The organism is Hyphomonas sp. L-53-1-40 (genome assembly GCF_000682775.1).
GTDB lineage: Bacteria > Pseudomonadota > Alphaproteobacteria > Caulobacterales > Hyphomonadaceae > Hyphomonas.
The window spans coordinates 20,936-38,034 of record NZ_AWFI01000015.1 but is presented as its reverse complement, the minus strand read 5'-3'; the positions used below and the strand labels follow the sequence as shown (position 1 = coordinate 38,034).

The 17,099-nt window shown below is 58.2% G+C and carries 13 protein-coding genes; 7 read left to right on the top strand and 6 right to left on the bottom strand.

Annotation, left to right across the window (positions count from 1 at the left end; all coding sequences use genetic code 11):
- The first annotated feature begins 69 nt into the window (after window positions 1-69).
- Window positions 70-951 (top strand): FKBP-type peptidyl-prolyl cis-trans isomerase, encoded by an 882-nt coding sequence (locus tag L53_RS09295; protein WP_051607769.1) that lies wholly within the window; start codon window positions 70-72, stop codon window positions 949-951.
- Here L53_RS09295 and L53_RS09290 read toward each other — a convergent pair.
- Entirely contained in the window at window positions 948-2,567 is a 1,620-nt protein-coding gene (locus L53_RS09290; RefSeq protein ID WP_198019781.1) for a caspase domain-containing protein, read from the bottom strand. The genes L53_RS09295 and L53_RS09290 overlap by 4 nt on opposite strands.
- 133 nt (window positions 2,568-2,700) lie before the next feature.
- On the opposite strand from L53_RS09290, the gene cysQ reads away from it, so the two are divergent.
- The 3 genes from cysQ to L53_RS09275 all read left to right on the top strand — a co-directional run bounded on the left by cysQ (window position 2,701) and on the right by L53_RS09275 (window position 5,913).
- Window positions 2,701-3,492, top strand: coding sequence for a 3'(2'),5'-bisphosphate nucleotidase CysQ (gene cysQ / locus L53_RS09285; protein ID WP_034815120.1), 792 nt, complete (start codon window positions 2,701-2,703; stop codon window positions 3,490-3,492).
- A gap of 59 nt (window positions 3,493-3,551) precedes the next feature.
- Window positions 3,552-4,892: a phosphoglucosamine mutase gene (gene glmM, locus L53_RS09280; protein ID WP_034814528.1), complete on the top strand. Its 1,341-nt coding sequence runs from the start codon at window positions 3,552-3,554 to the stop codon at window positions 4,890-4,892.
- A 115-nt stretch (window positions 4,893-5,007) separates the two neighbouring features.
- Entirely contained in the window at window positions 5,008-5,913 is a 906-nt protein-coding gene (locus L53_RS09275; RefSeq protein WP_034814525.1) for a hypothetical protein, read from the top strand.
- Window position 5,914: 1 nt separating this feature from the next.
- Here the strand turns inward: L53_RS09275 and L53_RS09270 are convergent, their stop codons facing one another.
- Window positions 5,915-6,559: a DsbA family protein gene (locus tag L53_RS09270; protein WP_034815118.1), complete on the bottom strand. Its 645-nt coding sequence runs from the start codon at window positions 6,557-6,559 to the stop codon at window positions 5,915-5,917.
- Window positions 6,560-6,623: 64 nt separating this feature from the next.
- On the opposite strand from L53_RS09270, the gene L53_RS09265 reads away from it, so the two are divergent.
- Entirely contained in the window at window positions 6,624-7,580 is a 957-nt protein-coding gene (locus tag L53_RS09265) for an alpha/beta hydrolase (RefSeq protein ID WP_034814523.1), read from the top strand.
- A gap of 61 nt (window positions 7,581-7,641) precedes the next feature.
- Here L53_RS09265 and L53_RS09260 read toward each other — a convergent pair whose 3' ends face one another.
- Window positions 7,642-10,506 carry a TonB-dependent receptor domain-containing protein gene (locus L53_RS09260; protein ID WP_034814521.1) on the bottom strand — a complete coding sequence of 955 codons (2,865 nt, stop codon included), beginning with the start codon at window positions 10,504-10,506 and terminating at the stop codon, window positions 7,642-7,644.
- A 381-nt stretch (window positions 10,507-10,887) separates the two neighbouring features.
- Between L53_RS09260 and L53_RS09255 the strand changes: the two genes are divergently transcribed.
- Both L53_RS09255 and L53_RS09250 read left to right on the top strand, forming a co-directional pair.
- Window positions 10,888-13,224, top strand: coding sequence for a TonB-dependent receptor (locus tag L53_RS09255; RefSeq protein ID WP_034814519.1), 2,337 nt, complete (start codon window positions 10,888-10,890; stop codon window positions 13,222-13,224).
- A 79-nt stretch (window positions 13,225-13,303) separates the two neighbouring features.
- Entirely contained in the window at window positions 13,304-14,707 is a 1,404-nt protein-coding gene (locus tag L53_RS09250) for a protein adenylyltransferase SelO family protein (protein WP_051607768.1), read from the top strand.
- A 9-nt stretch (window positions 14,708-14,716) separates the two neighbouring features.
- Here L53_RS09250 and L53_RS09245 read toward each other — a convergent pair whose 3' ends face one another.
- From L53_RS09245 to L53_RS09235, 3 genes are all read right to left on the bottom strand, one after another.
- Complete coding sequence (locus L53_RS09245) at window positions 14,717-15,280, bottom strand: HNH endonuclease (protein ID WP_034814517.1); 564 nt, start codon at window positions 15,278-15,280, stop codon at window positions 14,717-14,719.
- A gap of 140 nt (window positions 15,281-15,420) precedes the next feature.
- A complete protein-coding gene (locus L53_RS09240; RefSeq protein ID WP_034814515.1) occupies window positions 15,421-16,068 on the bottom strand; it encodes a DNA-3-methyladenine glycosylase in 648 nt (215 codons plus the stop codon).
- Window positions 16,065-17,084 (bottom strand): DUF2125 domain-containing protein, encoded by a 1,020-nt coding sequence (locus L53_RS09235; protein WP_034814513.1) that lies wholly within the window; start codon window positions 17,082-17,084, stop codon window positions 16,065-16,067. The genes L53_RS09240 and L53_RS09235 overlap by 4 nt, the downstream gene beginning before the upstream one ends.
- Between the last annotated feature and the right edge of the window lie 15 nt (window positions 17,085-17,099).

Sequence of the window (17,099 nt, the reverse complement as noted above, 5' to 3'; positions counted from 1 at the left end):
CCGCCAAGGTGACTTGGTGGCGAGACCTGACTAAACCCGCCTGAACATCCCAGCCAACTGGAGAGTTACATGATCCGGACCATAATCGCAGCCTTCGCGGCCGCTCTGCTTGTTGCCTGCGGCGGCACTCCCGACACCACTGACCTGGATGCAACATTTGAAACCTATCTACCTTGGGACGCTGAACGTTCTGACGTGGAAACCGGCATGGGCGGTCTGGAATACATCGTATTGAAAGAAGGCCCTGATGGCGGTGCCAGTCCTGTGCCGTCAGACATGGTGCGCGTGCACTATGAAGGCCGCACGGCTGGCGGCGACAAGTTCGACTCCTCCTATGATCGCGGCTCCCCCTCCATGTTCCGCCTGAATCAGGTCATCCCGGGCTGGACGCAGGGTCTGCAACAGATGACTGAAGGCGACGTCTACCTGTTCTACATTCCGAACGCTCTGGCCTATGGCAATCGCAATCGCGGTGACGTCATCAAGGCTGGTGACGATCTCGTCTTCCAGGTTGAACTGGTGGAAGTGATGGAACCGAAATCCGCCGACGCTGAAGCGTGGGAAAAGTACACACCGTGGAATTCAGAACTGCCAGAAGTGCAGAAAACAGAGTCCGGCCTGCAATACGTCGTGCTGGAGAGCGGAGATGCCGCTGGCGAGAGCCCGGTAAATGGCGAAATGGTCGCTGTCTATTATGAAGGCCGCCTTGTGGAGACCGGCGAGATGTTCGACAGCGCCTTTCAGCGCGGGCAACCGGAAACATTCCCCTCCAATCGCCTGATCCCCGGCTGGGTAGAGGCGCTCGCCATGATGAAGCCGGGTGATCGCTGGTTGATGTATATCCCGTCAGATATCGCCTATGGCGCGCAAGGCACACCGGGCGGTCCAATCCCGCCAAATGCCGACCTGATGTTCGAAGTCGAACTGCTGGACGTCATCAAGAGCAACTAAGGGTACGGGTCGGACGGCGGAGCATACGTGTCCTCCGGCCCCATCTGTGTGGTCTCGTCCTCTGGACGGATATCCGCCCGAAAAAAGATCGGCAGGTCGAGAGACGTCTGGAACCAGGGCCGTTCCGCCCCGTCCGTGCGCGCCTGAACATCCAACGCAACGCGGCGCATGACCGTCTCGATATCAATTCGGTCCTCGGACTGGATAATCCGGGAGAAGGAGCCCGCAAATTCCGAATCCGTCTGCGGGTTCAATCGATGTGTGCCCGGCGCAACCGCATATGCGACGACCACATTGTCCCGACCAAAGTCTTCGTTGAAGCCGGGATCACCGCCCCGGTGGCCCATTCCGTTAAATGGACGTCCGCAATCCGCCAAAACCATAATCGCCTGGGCGGATGAACTTTCCAGACGCGTAACCAGGTCACCAAGTCGAACCGATGACTGTGCCGCCTCGAATTTATTACGCGGCAGTTCGCCTTCCATCATGAGGTAATTGTCCCCCGAAATATCGGTGCCGTATCCCGCAAAATAGACAAGCCCCACGGCAGCCGGCCCGGCAACTCTCAAGCGATCAATGAAAGCATCCACATGACTGAAAAAGTCCGAATACTCAGTGTCGGGAACATACACTGTACTGTACCCGCTGGCTTCCAGTGCGGCGCGAACTTTTTCGCCGTCCGTATGGGTACCAGACAGAGAGAAGGTCTGTGATTCCGCATACGAATTCGCAATCACCAGGGCTTGCCGGAGCGGCCAGCGCGCTCCACCCGGCGTCATCTCGACCCGGTCCAACTCCCACGAGCCAATCTTGATGTCAGACGACCGCCGTTGCAGCCGCGAAAGATTCATGGGCTCCTGACGCTGAAAAGTCTTTTCCAACACATCGAGACGCACCTGTTCGAACATGTCCCGAACGGTGGTTGCCGGTTTGCTCAGGCGCGTGCTGAGCGCGCTGGCATAAGGCCCATTCCCGTCATCTGCGCGACCATCGCTTGCCGTTTCGCCTTCCCAGGTTGCAAAGGACAGGAACATGTTGCGCTCCCCCGCCCCGCCGGCAGTGCGGCGTAATCCTCGGAAGGATTCGCCGCCGCCAAGCGAGCGCTGCGCCTCCGGAAGCTGCAGCACATTTCGACAGGCATCAATCGCCACGACGCTTGGGGCGTCCAGCGCATCCAGTTTCTGCATCAACCAGTCGAGCGACACCGAATCATCCCACAGGGCATCGTCCAGCACGTCGCTTTCTCCGACCGGAATCAAGTAATTGCCTTCGTTCTCCCGCGCGGCCCCGTGACCGGAATAGTAGAAAAAGCCCATCGCATCCGGACCCGCTTCTTTCAGCACGTCCACATAGTCCCGGATCGCAGCCATCATGGTTGAGCGGTTCGCATCGCGGACAATGTCACCTGACACGAGTCGAAAGCCGCAACTTGCAATCCCCTGAGCCACCAACTCCGCATCATTGACCGGGTTTGCCAATGTGCCAATACCACTGGAATAGGCTGCATTCCCCATGATCAGGGCAATCCGAGGCTTTGCGGGAGTTTCCTGGGTATGCCCCGGCCACGGCATGGCAGCAGCGCCTCCAAGAAGCATCATGTGTCGACGTGAGATCATCTTCACCCTCTTTGACGACCGAGCGCCAAGTTTGCCGATGCGGACCTCCGGCGTCAACGCCGCGGGCATTTTTGGGTTGCTTCAACTCGGAGCGGCTGACAGGAAGGGCCGGAATTTGATCAGGGGACCCTACATAGTGACGATTACTGCGGACCAACTCGGCCGGATTGCCCTCGATGCCGGCAAGCTCATAATGGATATCTATGCGAGCGACTTCGGCGTGGAACACAAAGGCGATGCGTCACCAGTAACTGAAGCCGACCAGCGCGCGGAAGAATTGATCCTGAAAGGTCTCGCTGAAGCAGAACCTGATCTCGCCGTAGTGGCAGAGGAATCCTTCAGTGAAGGCAAGGTGCCCGAACATGGTTATCGGTTTGCGCTGGTTGACCCGCTCGATGGCACCAAGGAATTCGTGAACAAGAATGGCGAATTCACCGTCAATGTGGCGATCATAGAACATGGCCGCCCAGTCATGGGTGTTGTGTATGCGCCAGCCAAGAACCGGCTGTTTATTGCGGAAAGCCACAATTCCGCCTGGCAAGCCACGGCTGAACCCGGCGGCGAGCTTCCAACGGTCCGCAAAGCGCTGAAGATTCGGCCTGCGCCCGAAGTTGGCCTGACCGCTGTGGCGTCCAAATCCCACCGCTCACCTGAAACGAATGAATGGCTCAGCAAGTTCAATGTGGCCGAAACAGTTGGTGCAGGTTCTTCCCTGAAATTCTGCCTGATTGCGGCCGGAGAAGCTGACCTCTATCCCCGCATGGGTCGCACCATGGAATGGGACACCGCGGCGGGCCACGCCGTTGTGGAAGCTGCTGGTGGCCGCGTCCTGACAGAAGAAGGCGCACCCTTGCTCTATGGCAAAACCGGTCGAGGGTACGACAATCCGCATTTCATCGTATATGGCGACGTCAGCCCCGCCTGAGGCCCGATCTCGATTTTTCTCATCAAACCTGCAAGAATCGCAGGCGAAGGATTTGGATCATGGCACGACAGTATTTTGGAACCGATGGCATACGCGGGCGCGTGAACACACCGCCCATGACCGCAGAATCCGCTTTGCGGCTTGCGATTGCTGCAGCCCGCACTTTTGCTCCGAATGGCGGTCGTGAAGTCGTCATTGGTCGTGACACACGCCGCTCAGGCCAGATGATTGAAGCAGCCTTGATTGCAGGCCTGAGCAGTATAGGGCTCAAACCCGTGCTGCTGGGCATTGTCCCCACTCCTACCGTCGCCTTGATGACACGCGAGACCGGGGCCGCCCTCGGTCTGATGGTCTCGGCTTCACATAACAAATCAGACGATAACGGGATCAAACTGTTCAGTCCCGCTGGGATCAAGCTTACGGACGCCGAAGAAGAGGCTCTGGAAGCCGCCATGGCATCAGCCTTTGAAGGCGACTTCGCCCCGCCACCCGCCATTTCAACGCCGCATCACATGAAGGGCGCAACCACTCTCTACCTGGAACGCTGCCTTGAAACGGTGGGCACGGACATTGATTTCTCTGGCCTGAAGATCGTCCTGGATTGCGCGCATGGCGCGGCTTACGAAGTTGGCCCGGCGGCACTGCGCCAACTGGGCGCCGACGTAACAATCATTGGCGACACGCCCGATGGGCTGAACATAAATGCAGGGGTCGGCTCCACAGCCACCGGCCTGCTGAAGTCTACCGTCACTGAGACGGGTGCGGACATTGGCATCGCCTTCGATGGCGATGCTGACCGCGTTATCGTGATTGATGAGTTGGGTGAAGAAGTGGATGGCGATCAGGTCATGGCGCTCATCGCGGGCGAACTGCATCGCGCCAACCGTCTCAAGGGGGGTGGCATGGTCGCCACGATCATGTCGAACATGGGGCTTGCCGAATATCTCAAGGGACTGGATCTCACCCTCGCCCGTACCAAAGTGGGCGATCGCTATGTCGGCGAACATATGCGCCAACATGGTTTCAATCTGGGCGGCGAACAGTCCGGCCATATCATCCTGTCCGACGTCTCTACCACAGGCGACGGCCTGCTGGCCGCGCTGCAAGTGCTGAAGACGCTCGCCGCCAGTGATCGGCCCGCTTCCAGTATCATGCGAGTGTTTGAGCCTGCACCACAGGAATTGGTCAACATTCCCTTCAAAGGCTCCAATCCCCTTGAAAGCGCGGGCGTGGGCGATGCCCTGACGCAAGCGGACGAGCTGTTGGGCGAGCGCGGCCGGATGGTTGTACGCAAATCGGGCACGGAACCCCTGATCCGGGTCATGGCTGAGGCCCTGGATGACGAACTGATGCACCGTGCGCTTTCGCTAGTGGTCGCTGCAGTACGGGCCGAAGCCTGAGATACTTCTGACGCGACCTGATCGCGAAGTCTTTGAAGCAACAGGGTTTTTCAGTCTCGATAAGTCTTTGTCAGTATTTTCCCGATATAATCTATGTTGTATCGGGGGACGTATAATGACGTTTGACGCGCGAGGCGGGGAAAAATCATCAGGCGGAAATACGCTTGTTTTCGGAGCGATCACCCTGACCGTGGTGGCAGGCGCATTCTTCGCCGTGCTCAACCTGCCTCATTCAGCGAACCATGCTGCGCCGGGAAGCGCTCACACACTTGCCCAGGCGCAAGACGCTGCCAGCACAACAGAAATGGAATATCCGGAGTTCTCGGGAAAATCGGCCAAGTCATTCCTGTCCGCCCTCAGCCGCGTCGATCCCGCGGCACGCGCAAGTCTGGATCGGCGGCTCGCCAAAGCCGACGCATACGATCATACGAAAATTGCCATTGAAGAAGCTGGCAAAGTATTGACCCGGCACAAGTCAGACTTGGCAAAGGCTAATATGCGCCATGTCGATGACTGGCTGGATATGACCCGGTCACAGCTCAAAAGCGCTTCGCGTTCCAAGCATCGCTGGTGTGCAGGCAGCCGATATCAGGACTTCAACACAGCGTCAGGCCTGTCGGGTCAGATGGCCGCCGCATCCGACCTCGCAGATCTTGGCTCCGAACTGACCGACTATTCTTTTGCGTCAATCAGTATAGCGCTTGTGGCCATCGAAGATGCCCAAACGCGTCCCGTAAAGCACGGCAACTTGACGTCTCGCGATGAAGCGGCACTTCAGGGCGTCGCGATGTCCCTGATGTCGGATCCACAAATTATGCCACTCCTGCTGGCCTCCGGACCGGAAGGACCGTCGAAATCGGCGCTGGCTTCCCTCGATATGTGCCAATTGGGCGCGACCGCCGTAACCGCGCTGAAAACCCTGCCCCAAGGGACCAAGGGCCGCGCATTCGCTGAAATGGTTCGTTCTGCGGATTTCAGCGGCGGAGACCTCAGCCAGTTAAAGAACTTGTCGAGCTTCTAAGTTACAGGCGCTGCACGCCAGACTGTTCCAGTCGCCATTCCAGCACATCCAGACGGTCCTGACCGAAGAAGGCCTCCCCTTCGAACACCATCAGCGGCACACCCCAATGATGCGGGTCCTGAGCAGCCTGGTTCTCGGCAATCAAAGCTTCGAGCCGATCCTTCTCGGCTTCTTGCCGAGAGTCTAGATCAGCGAGGTCAAACCCTGCACGCGCCGCAGCTTCAGCCAGAGCAGTCCCTTCGGTCCAAGCCCCTCCTGACCAGATCAGGCTGGAGACTTCATCCATAAAGGCCCACCCCTCGGCGTCGCCAACCTCACATGCAAGAATGCCCATACGGGTCAGCCGTCCAATATGCGGCTGGTCCGGTGAAATCTCGCGGGTCATCATGTTCATGACGACGGGATCCGGATTGAGCGCTCCGAGCGGTAGCCCCAGATATTGCGACAGGCGGACAATATCCCTCATCAGATAAGGCACCCATTGCGGCCGTATTTCGGAGAAGAATTCCGGGGTTCGAATGGCAATCGGATAGACTGGACGCGGACGCACCTGCACATCCCAGACATTGCTCATGCTGCGAAGGCGCTTGGTCGCGAGATAGGAATAGGGCGAACGAAACGACCAAAAGACGTCAACGGTTTTCATATGGTCATCTTGGCGGCGTATTGCCGTCTTCACAAGGCCGGAATTTACCCCCATTTAGCCTGTCATGGGCTTCGATGATACCTTCCGCCAATTCATGGACAAATTCCAGATGCCGGACTTTTCCGCCGTTGACTGGAAAGGCTCGGTCGATCGTCTGCGCCAGCAATTCTATGTCGCCAGTCGCGCGATCGAGCGTGACGCCCCGGAGATGGCAAATATCTCGCTGATCACCATTCCCGGCCCCGGCGGGCCGATGAAGGCACGCATCTACACCCCCCTCGGCGCGGGCATTCCGCCCGGTCCGGGAATCATCTTCTTTCATGGCGGCGGCTTTGTGCTCGGTGACCTGGACAGCCATGACATGATCTGCAAACGGCTGGCCGAAGGCGCGCGCTCCAGGGTGATCGCGGTCGACTACCGGCTCGCGCCGGAACACAAATTTCCCGCGGCCCATGAAGATGCCCTCGCCGCATGGAACTGGATCACCACCCATGCCGAAACGTGCGGGGTTGATCCGGACCGGCTGGCGGTCAGCGGCGACAGCGCTGGCGGAAACCTGTCAGCCTTTCTGGCTCAGGAATTGTTGCGGACGGGCCAAAAGGGCCCTGCCTTCCAGCTGTTGCTCTATCCGCTTGTTCAGTTTGTGGACATCCGGACGAAGAAGATGAGCTTTCAGGAAGGTGGCTTCTTCATATCGGCCAATCTGTTCGAGTACTTCCGCGATGCCTATATCGGGAATGATGCCGAACGAATGGATCCGCGTGTCTCGCCCCTCTTCGCAGAACCAAATGCGTTCAAGGGCCTTCCGCCGGCGCACTTCGTGCTATGCGGCTGGGACCCGCTCAAGGATGAAGGTCTCGCCTATGCCGACAAGATGGCGAGTTTTGGCGTGCGCGTCAGCGTGCGCGAACACCCGGGCATGGTACATGGTTTCATGAATATGACCGCCCTGTCCGATGCCGTGCGCGTTGCGATCCGCGATGCCGGCGTTGAAGCTGGCCGGGCACTTGGCGCCATCTGACATCCCGACATAAAAAAGGGGGCGACCCAAAGGCCGCCCCCAGTGCTGCATTCGATGGCAATCAGTTGCTGCCGCCGAAACGCTTGGTCACACTGATCTTGAATGTGCGGCCAAACGGATTGTGGGTATAGGGATCATAGTTCAGATCGAACTGTGCAAATGGCGGATCTTCATCCGTCACGTTGACCACTGACAGACCAAGGTCAAGGTCCCAAGCGGTCGACTGCCAAGTGTAGTACAGATCGAACGTCGTCTGGCTATCGATCTCCGTCGTGTTGTTGCCAGTCAGGTCGCCACGCTCATCGTCATATGCATCGATGTAACGCATCACAGCGCGGAAGTTGTGATCACCGAGCTCATAGTTGCCAAAGATGTTGGCTTTGAGCTGCGGCAGCGAGCGGGAGAAGTTCGACCGGTTGAATTGGCCGACCCGATCACCACCAGCAATCATCACGCCTTCGATTTCGAAATCGTCGACATCATACTCGATTATGTAAGTCGCTTCGCCACCAAGGGTGAAGGCTGCCGAATTGTCCATGTCCCAGACCTGCTCGGCGCGAACATCGACGCCGGACGTCTTGATGTCCGGACCATTCACGACATTGGTCTCGATACGAGCAATTCCGGACGCGGCCGGATTGGCCGGATCCTGGAATGTAATCCGTGAGAGGATCGGATTCTCAGTATCACCTGCCCCAATAGCCGCAACTGCAGCGCTCACAATAGACGCCTGGTCTTCAACAATGATCGGATCAGAGAAGTCGAAATTGTAGTAGTCAAGCGACGCGGAGAAGCCGTTCTGATTGTCGAAGAGCGCCCCCACATTGAAGCTGAACGCCGATTCCGGGCTCAGTGCACCGTTGCCAAACTGGTCAACTGCCTTGAAGGCGGAGGTCGGCGCCACGAATTGCAGCGTGGTCACCGCACCGCTCAACTGGTTGAGGGTTGGTCCACGGAACGACGTCTGAGCCGAGCCGCGCAGAGCGAGGTTGTCGTTGGCCTGCCACTTGATCGCAACCTTCGGGTCGAAGGTGGATCCGACATCACCGCCATAATCCTCGTACCGCATGGCGACCTGCATATCGATGTCCTCATAGAGAGGTACCTGCAATTCACCAAAAATCGCATAGATGGTCTGGTCTTCGTCTGCTGGCGTAGTTCCAGCCAGGAACGAATAAGGGCCTGTACCACCCGGTCCGGGCGTAACCGTCAGGTCGGTCAATGCAGTGGGCTCGACCTTGTAGCTTTCCCGGCGTACTTGCGCGCCGACAGCCCAGCCGATTTCACCACCTGCCGCCTGAACACCGCTCAGGCCCGACACAGATGCGTCCCATACCAACAGGTCGGTTGTGACGGTCGTGCTGTTTCCATCCGTCAGCCAGTCGGCCAGCGTGGCAGTATTTTCGAGCCCAGCAACATAGTTTGGATTGGCAGCACCCGTGATCGCACTGGATGGAATCGCATTGGAAAACGGGTTGTAGTATTCACAGCTTCCAGCGCCTGCCACGAGGGATCCGGTGTAGCCGGCGGCAAATGGCTGGCTGCCAGTCGCCGGATCATTCCCAGTTACAGGATCTGTACAGACACCATAGCCATTCAGCGCGGCCGTAAAGCCGAGAATGTAGGTATCGTTCGTCAGACGCTCACCCTCGGTTGAGGAATAGCTGAGCGCTGTGTCCCATGTCAGGCCGTTCTCGAACTGACCCGTCAGGTCGCCTGCAAGGCGGTGGCTCTTATAGGTCCGGAAGCCCTCCTGAGCTCCGCCGGTGCCAGGGTAGCCGCCCCAACCAAAGGAACGTCCGATATAGAGCGCAGCCAGTGTGCCAGCAGGGAAGTCGCCCGGATTGTCGGCCATGTATTGCTGGAAACCAGGATTGGACACCGGCACGACCTGGGTTGCCAGCTCCTGTGGTGGGTACGAAGGTGATGTCTTCCAGGATGGCACATCGCTGTAACCGTATAGGGCTTCGAGGTGCAGATCGACGCCATTCTCAAATGTGCGGTTGTACTCAGAGAACACCTGGTAGCGTTCTTCTTCCTCAACCAGATTGTCGAACTGCGTGAACTGGAAGTTACACTGCGCGGTGTTCGGATTGATGAACCCGCCAGCATCTTCACAGCCTGCTTCGGTATTCACAGCGCCGATCACACCCGTGGCACCGAGCGCGACATAGCGGCCCGGATTCGAAAGCGAGGACCAGCCACCGACAGGGTTGTCAGCATAAGGCAAGATCGCCCAGTCTTTTTCGAGCAGCGGCACTTCGCTACGTGAGTTGTAGCCGACCGACGTCACCCAGTTCCAGCTTCCGCCCTGCATGCCGTAGGCGGCATTGATGTTGTAGTCGCCATCCGTACCGTCGAACTGCGAGTAATCCCCGCCGATTTCAAACCCGTCGAGGTCGGAGCGCGTGATAAAGTTCACAACGCCGGCGATGGCATCAGACCCGTAGATTGCGGCCGCACCGTCTTTCAGGACTTCGATCCGGCCGACAGCGGCGCTCGGGATCATATTCGTATCCACGAAGAGCTGCGCCTGCTCCCCAATCGAATAGGGGTGATAGGTCTGGCGGCGTCCGTTGATCAGGACCAGTGTCCTGGCTGGGCCAAGCCCGCGTAGGTTGACGTTGGACGTACCTTCCAGGCCGTTCGAGGCGAACTGATTGGTTTGTCCATCAACACCCGACGACACGCCGAGATTCCGGATCAGTTCCGTTATCGATGGCGAACCCTCAAGCTTCAATTCAGCGGCGGTCAGCACGTCGACTGGCAGCGCGGCATCTTCTGGCGTACCCGCGATCAACGAACCAGTAACCGTAACAGTCGACTGGCGCAGCTCGCTCCCGTCTTCCTCCTGCGCGACGGCTGGCATACCGACTGCCAGCGCAACGCAAGACGCACTTATCCACATTTTCATTTGGTGTTTCATATACTTCCTCCCGTGGTGTGAGCGGCCGAATCTAGTGTTCAGCTCATGTCTCACTCGCAGCCAGCATATGCTCGCTTACGGACGGAAACAGGGTAATTTTGTTGTGCGGTGCAACAAATCGCCGCGGCTTCCTCAAGGGAAGTTACGATTACAACGTTGTCTTACTTCGGCGCGTGATCCAGACCTGCACAATTTCTGAACATATTAGGTCGGAAATGGCCTGATTGTGGCGCAAATGTTACAGTAAAAAACAATCCCCGACAGACTCGTTATTTGAGGCTGAATCTATCGAAATAGCGATTATTTTTAACTGCACCCGCCGCCAAGAGCGGGCTCCGAAATACCCTCCCGGAACTATAATATTACAATCAGGAAACTGCTATGCATCTCAAACAATCGTTGTTTGCGACGGCTTCTGCCGTCCTTCTAATTGCGACCAATGCTCAGGCACAGGAAGCCGAAACTGAGCGCGAATCGGCAATCGATCGCGTCCTTGGAACGGTCACCGTCACCGCCACAAAGAAAAAAGACGTCGAGAATGTTCAGGACGTGCCCGTCGCGGTTACGGCCTTCAATTCCGACACACTTGACGCGCTGAACGTCACGACGCTGGAAAGCCTGTCCTACTCATCCCCGAACGTTTCGCTGGATGATGTGGGCACGTCACGCGGCACGGCGAACTTCGCCATTCGTGGTCTGGGCGTGAACTCGTCCATCCCATCGATCGATCCGGCCGTCGGTGTCTTCGTTGACGGTGTCTATCTTGGCGTGAATAGCGGCGTCGTCGTCGACCTGTTCGACGTGGACAGCATCGAGATCCTGCGCGGCCCTCAGGGCCTGCTCTTCGGACGCAACACAACAGGTGGTGCGGTTGTCATCAACTCAGGCAATCCGACCGACGAATTCACCTACAAGCTCGGTGCCAAGGTCGATGGCCCTGTGGATGAAGACCGTGGTGGCGCCAGCGCCACTGTGCAGGGTTATGTCTCCGGCCCGCTGATTGAAGGCGTGCTGAACGGCAAGATCGGCGCTTCCTATACAAGCGATGCCGGCTACTTCGAGAACCAGTACAATGGTGACAATCACGGCGAACTCCAGACCGCGACCTATCGCGGCGCGCTGGAATTCACGCCAACCGAGCGTCTCTCCTTCCTCGGCAAGATCGAATACACAGACAGCCGCGGCGACGGCCCGTCGGGCCAGAACCGGTCCTATTTCGACCGTGACACGTTTGATTTCTCGATCGACGAGCCAGGTCTGGCGGAATCCGAAACCATCTTCGGCTCCCTTCGCACCGACTATGATGTCGATTTCGGCAACGGCCGGATCACCAACATCATTGGCTATCGTGACTACGACTCCCAGTCAGTCGGCGATATTGACGCGACCCCGTTCACGCTCTTTCACTCCGGTGCAGAGCTGACACAGGAGCAGATCTCTGACGAACTGCGCTATGCCGGTACGTTCGGCAAAGCAGACGTGACGACAGGCCTGTACTATTTCGAGCAGGAAATCGCCTACACTGAAACACGCAACCTGCCGACGACCCGCCCGGCAACCCTGCCGGCATCGATTCCGTGGGGCTTCTATGGTGGTGGACGTCAGGATCACACAGTCTGGGGCGCATTCGCCAACGTCGATTACGCCTTCACGGACAAGTTGGTTGGTACTGTCGGCCTTCGCTATTCCAACGAAGAGAAAGACGCAGACGTCGTCTACATCCGCCCACGCGGCGAATGCTCTGTCGTCAGCGGCACCTGTTCGCCGGATGGCACCAACGCGCTGATCTCCTTGATCACCGGCGGTGCCGCACAGGAGCCGAACGGTTTCAGCGACAGCAATGAATGGTCGAACTGGACTCCGAAAGTCGGCGTGCAGTATTTCTGGAACGACAATCTGCAGACCTATGGTCACTACACCAAAGGCTTCCGCTCCGGTGGCTACAACTTCCGGATCACCGATATCCCGATCTTCTACCAGTTCGTGGCCGAGACCGGCGATTTCGGATTTGATGAGGAAGAAGTCGACGCCTTCGAAGTTGGTTTCAAGACCAGCAGTGAAGACGGTCGTATCCAAGTCAACGGTGCCGTGTTCCACACGGAAATCCAGAACATGCAGCGTGAGGTCAACACCGCTGGTTCATCCGGCGTGGTCCAGAACATCATCAACACTGCCGATGCGTCCATCACGGGCGTTGAAGTGGATGGCCGAGTTGCCTTCGCAGACTCCTGGCTCGCCACGTTCAATGTCGGCATGATCGATGCGTCCTATGATGACGTGTTCTTCGATCTCGATGCGGACGGTGTTGTTGGTGACAGCGATCTCGCACTCGACCTTCCACGCGTGCCACAGGCAACTTGGGGCGTCGGCCTGATCAAGGATGTCGATCTGGGTGATTCCGGTGCGCTCATCGGCCAGGTGAACTACCAGTATCGCGATCGCATCGCGTATACAGACAGCAACTTCGGCTGGGTTCAGTCGGCCAACATGCTGGACGCGAACCTGACATGGGAAACGCCTGTCGACGGCCTTGCTGCATCGATCTACGGCAAGAACCTGCTCGACGAAGTTCAGGCGGGTAACGACACCCAGCTTCCCTTCCCGGGCCCGCTCTCGACCGGTGTGAACTATACTTACCAGGCCCTTCCGGCCGGTGGTACGTTCTCCCCGCTCAAGAAAGGTCGCCTTGTTGGCCTCGAACTGACCTACGAATACTAGGATCAGTTCTTCTCAATCTTTTCGGAAAGGGCGGCCCGGCGGGTCGCCCTTTCTTCATTCAGGCCCTATGTGAGAGCGCATGACCCAGACACCCCCCATTCTCGCCATAGCCAACTTTATAGGCGATCCCGTCGATTCTGCGGATTTCCCGAAACATTCAGTACGGTACTGGAACACGCGTTGGGCTAACGAGGTAGGTCTGGGCGATCTGGATGCGGCTGATCAAGCCACCCATTTCGGCCAGTTCACGCCCCTGCCCGAAAATCTGCAACAGCCCCTCGCCCTGCGCTATCATGGCCACCAGTTCGGCACCTACAATCCGCAGTTGGGCGATGGACGCGGCTTCCTGTTTGCACAGGTCCGCGACACGGACTCACGCCTGCTCGATCTAGGCACGAAGGGGTCTGGTCAGACGCCATGGAGTCGCCAAGGCGATGGCCGCCTGACACTGAAGGGTGGCGTGCGCGAGATTCTTGCCGCGAATTACCTCGAAGCCCTTGGCGTAAACACCTCCAAGCCGTTCGCCCTCATAGAGACCGGCGAACAGCTGTCCCGGAACGATGAACCCTCCCCGACTCGCTCTGCCGTACTCACTCGCCTGTCACACAGTCACATCCGCTTCGGCAGCTTCCAGCGCCTCGCCTATCTCGAACAGCCAGATGATCTGGCCCGGCTCGTCGACTATGTGGTGACGAACTTCCATCCTCTGGCGAAGGATGAGGATGTCAGTCGCAAGACGGTAAACATGCTCTCGGCCATAGCGTCCGCGACCGGTCACATGATCGGGCAATGGATGACCGCTGGTTTCGTGCATGGCGTGATGAATACGGACAATTTCAATATTACAGGCGAGACATTCGATTTCGGTCCGTGGCGGTTCCTGCCGATTTCCGATCCGAACTTCACCGCCGCCTATTTCGACCAGCAGGGTCTGTACCGTTTCGGGCGCCAACCCCTGCAGGGTGGATGGGCACTCCAACAACTCGCCTCCGCCCTCTTGCCCCTCGCTGGGGCGGAAGACCTCGCCACTGGTCTCAAGCCTTATGAACGCGCCTATCAGGAAAGCTTCATTTCTCACACTCATGCCATGCTCGGCATTGTACCATTAGGTGATCCTGATGCGGATACGGAGTTCCTGCAGGCATTCTACGCGTGGATGACCGAGACAGGTGCGAGCTGGCCGCAAACCTTCTTCGACTGGTTTGGCGGTCATGAAAGCACCTCACGGGCCGTCGCCTCCCCCCAGGCAGCGCTCTATAACGAAGAACGATTTTCGCCTGTGCGAGACGCGCTGGTCGCTCGTAGCCCGGTCCGGCCCGAACGCCTTCAGCATGCCTACTTTCAGGCCCCTGCCCCGGTCAGCCTGGTGATCGATGAAGTCGAGGCCGTCTGGGCGCCCATCGCCGAGTCGGACGACTGGTCCGCGTTACACGCAAAGCTCGACCATATAGAACAGGCGCGCCTTGCCTATGACTGGCGCTGACCCCTTGGGTCAGCCTTCCAGTTCGATGTCCCAATACAGATAATCCATCCACGTCTCATGCAGGTGGTTCGGCGGGAATTTCCGGCCAATCTCCTGCAGCTGGTAATTGTTCGGCCGCGCCGGGGGCCGCATCAGCTGCATGTCGGTATGCTTGAGCAATTTGCCGCCCTTGCGGAGATTGCAGGGGCTGCAGGCGGCGACGATGTTTTCCCATGTCGTGCGCCCGCCCTTGGAGCGTGGGATGACATGGTCGAAGGTCAGATGCTCTGACGTGCCGCAATAAGCGCACTCAAAACCGTCGCGCAGGAAGACATTGAACCGGGTAAAGGCCGGCGGGCGGTCCTGCCGGACAAAATCCCTTAACGCGATAACGCTTGGCAGGCGGAACTCCGTGCTCGGGCTGCGGACAACATAATCATATTCCGCGATGATATCGACACGGTCGAGGAACACGGCTTTCACCACTTCCTGCCAGGGCCACAAAGAGAGGGGATAGTAAGAGAGCGGCCGAAAATCAGCGTTCAATACCAGAGCGGGCCGGCCGCTCGGGGGGGCCGAAATGATCTCAGCCATGGGTCACCGCCATGACACTGAGAAGGTATGTCTGTTTGAACCGACTGAAGGCGTAGCTCCTTTTCGTCTCGCCCCTGCTTTAGGTGATTCACATAATGAGATTATGACAGTTGCGGTGTTTTGCAACGCTGTCCAGATGGTCAGACCTGAGGGCTCGGCTGGGCCGCCTTGGTGCGCCGGTCGTTGATCCATCCCCAGAGCAGATGTGCCGCCACGCCACGATAGGGTCGCCAGCACTCGGCATGCGCGGTGAATTCCTTGATTTCCATACGGGTTTCGACCTCCAGAAGCAGTTTGTGCGCTTCCATCAAGCCAACATCACCCACCGGGAAAGCGTCCATCGCGCCGACCGAATAGAGCAGGAACAATTCCGCAGTCCACGGGCCGATTCCCTTCACCGAGACCAATTCCTTGCGCGCAACATCCAGATCAGACGTGCAAACACGCTCAAGATCGAGCCTGCCTGTGGTCATGGCGTCGGCAATCGAGATCATGTGCCGAACCTTGGGGCGGGACATGCCACACGCCCGAATATCTTCGGGATCCGCAGCCAGAACGGCTTCCGGTGTCACCTCGCCAAACATCGCCTGGGTGCGTTCCCAGATTCTGCCGGCAGCCGTGGTAGAGAGTTGTTGATAGGAAATCAGCCGGCAAAGCGCCGCATAGCAGGGCTCACCCACCCGCCATTCGGGAACACCCAGTTCGTCATAGGCTCTCGCCAGTGCGGGATCTGCAGCGGTCAGTGTCTCGCAGGCCGCACCCAGCACCCGCCGCGAGGGCGCCGTCAATATCCCGGCTCTGGCAGTGTGCCGACCGGGATCAGCCCCATCCTCACTTCACTGTCCTTGATGGTGAAGGTCAGGAAGCCGCCATCCGCAGATGAGGTTTCCAGCATGGTCAGCATGGCATTTTCCTGCTGTCCCAACTGGCCAGAGGCGCCCAGCGCGTCGCGCAACTCGTCCGCGCTTTCTATCCGCATCCCTAGAGAGCCATGCGCCAGGCCGTCATCGAACTTGATATCGCCCTTTACGCCGAGATCCAGCGGGCCCCAATCAAGCAGACCTTGCGCAATTTCGACTGCGCCATCTTCCTGCACGAGCGCGCGATGGAAGCGTTGCGGATCGCCGCCGCTGCGAATCCAGGCCGGAAAGAAGCTGCGCACTTCGCCGATCAGGCGTGATGGTCCAATCGTGTCGCCAAGAAACTCTGCACCTGCCGGGGCCGCATTGATGGTCAGTCGGTCCCATTGCAGGGCGATCATCAAATCATCTTCTGCGCCTTCGCGCGGTTTCAGGTTCAGGGAAAACCCGGTCGTCGCATAGGTCTCACCGTCAATCAGCGCAGTCGCATTGCCCATTTGCAGGCCGATGCGCTCAATTGTGTCGCTGTTCCAGGAGAGGCTGGCGGCGGATGTCTTGTCCAGTGTCACGGTCTGACGAAGTCCGCCTGCCTCCGTCAGTAGGTTCCGGCCCGGCGAATATGCGATGACATGCTGCCAGTTCCAAGGCTGCATAACGAGGCGCAATTGCTCACCTTCCCAGCGGGGTGCACCGGCCGGCTGGTAGGTCGGATCGTTCACGACCAGCTCGAACCGATAGGGAAACCCGCCCAGCGACTTGGAGGAATACTCAAGCTCAGCGCCATTGGCACGTTCAGCCGCTATCCATTCATCAATGCCTTTGTCGATTTGGCCTTTCGCAATGAACCAATAGGCTGTCCACGCGCCGACGAGGATCAGCAGCAGGACAAATGGCGCATAGAGCCAGAACCGAGATTTTTTCCGGGTGGTAGAGGGCTCGACCATTGACGTGTCCTGAAG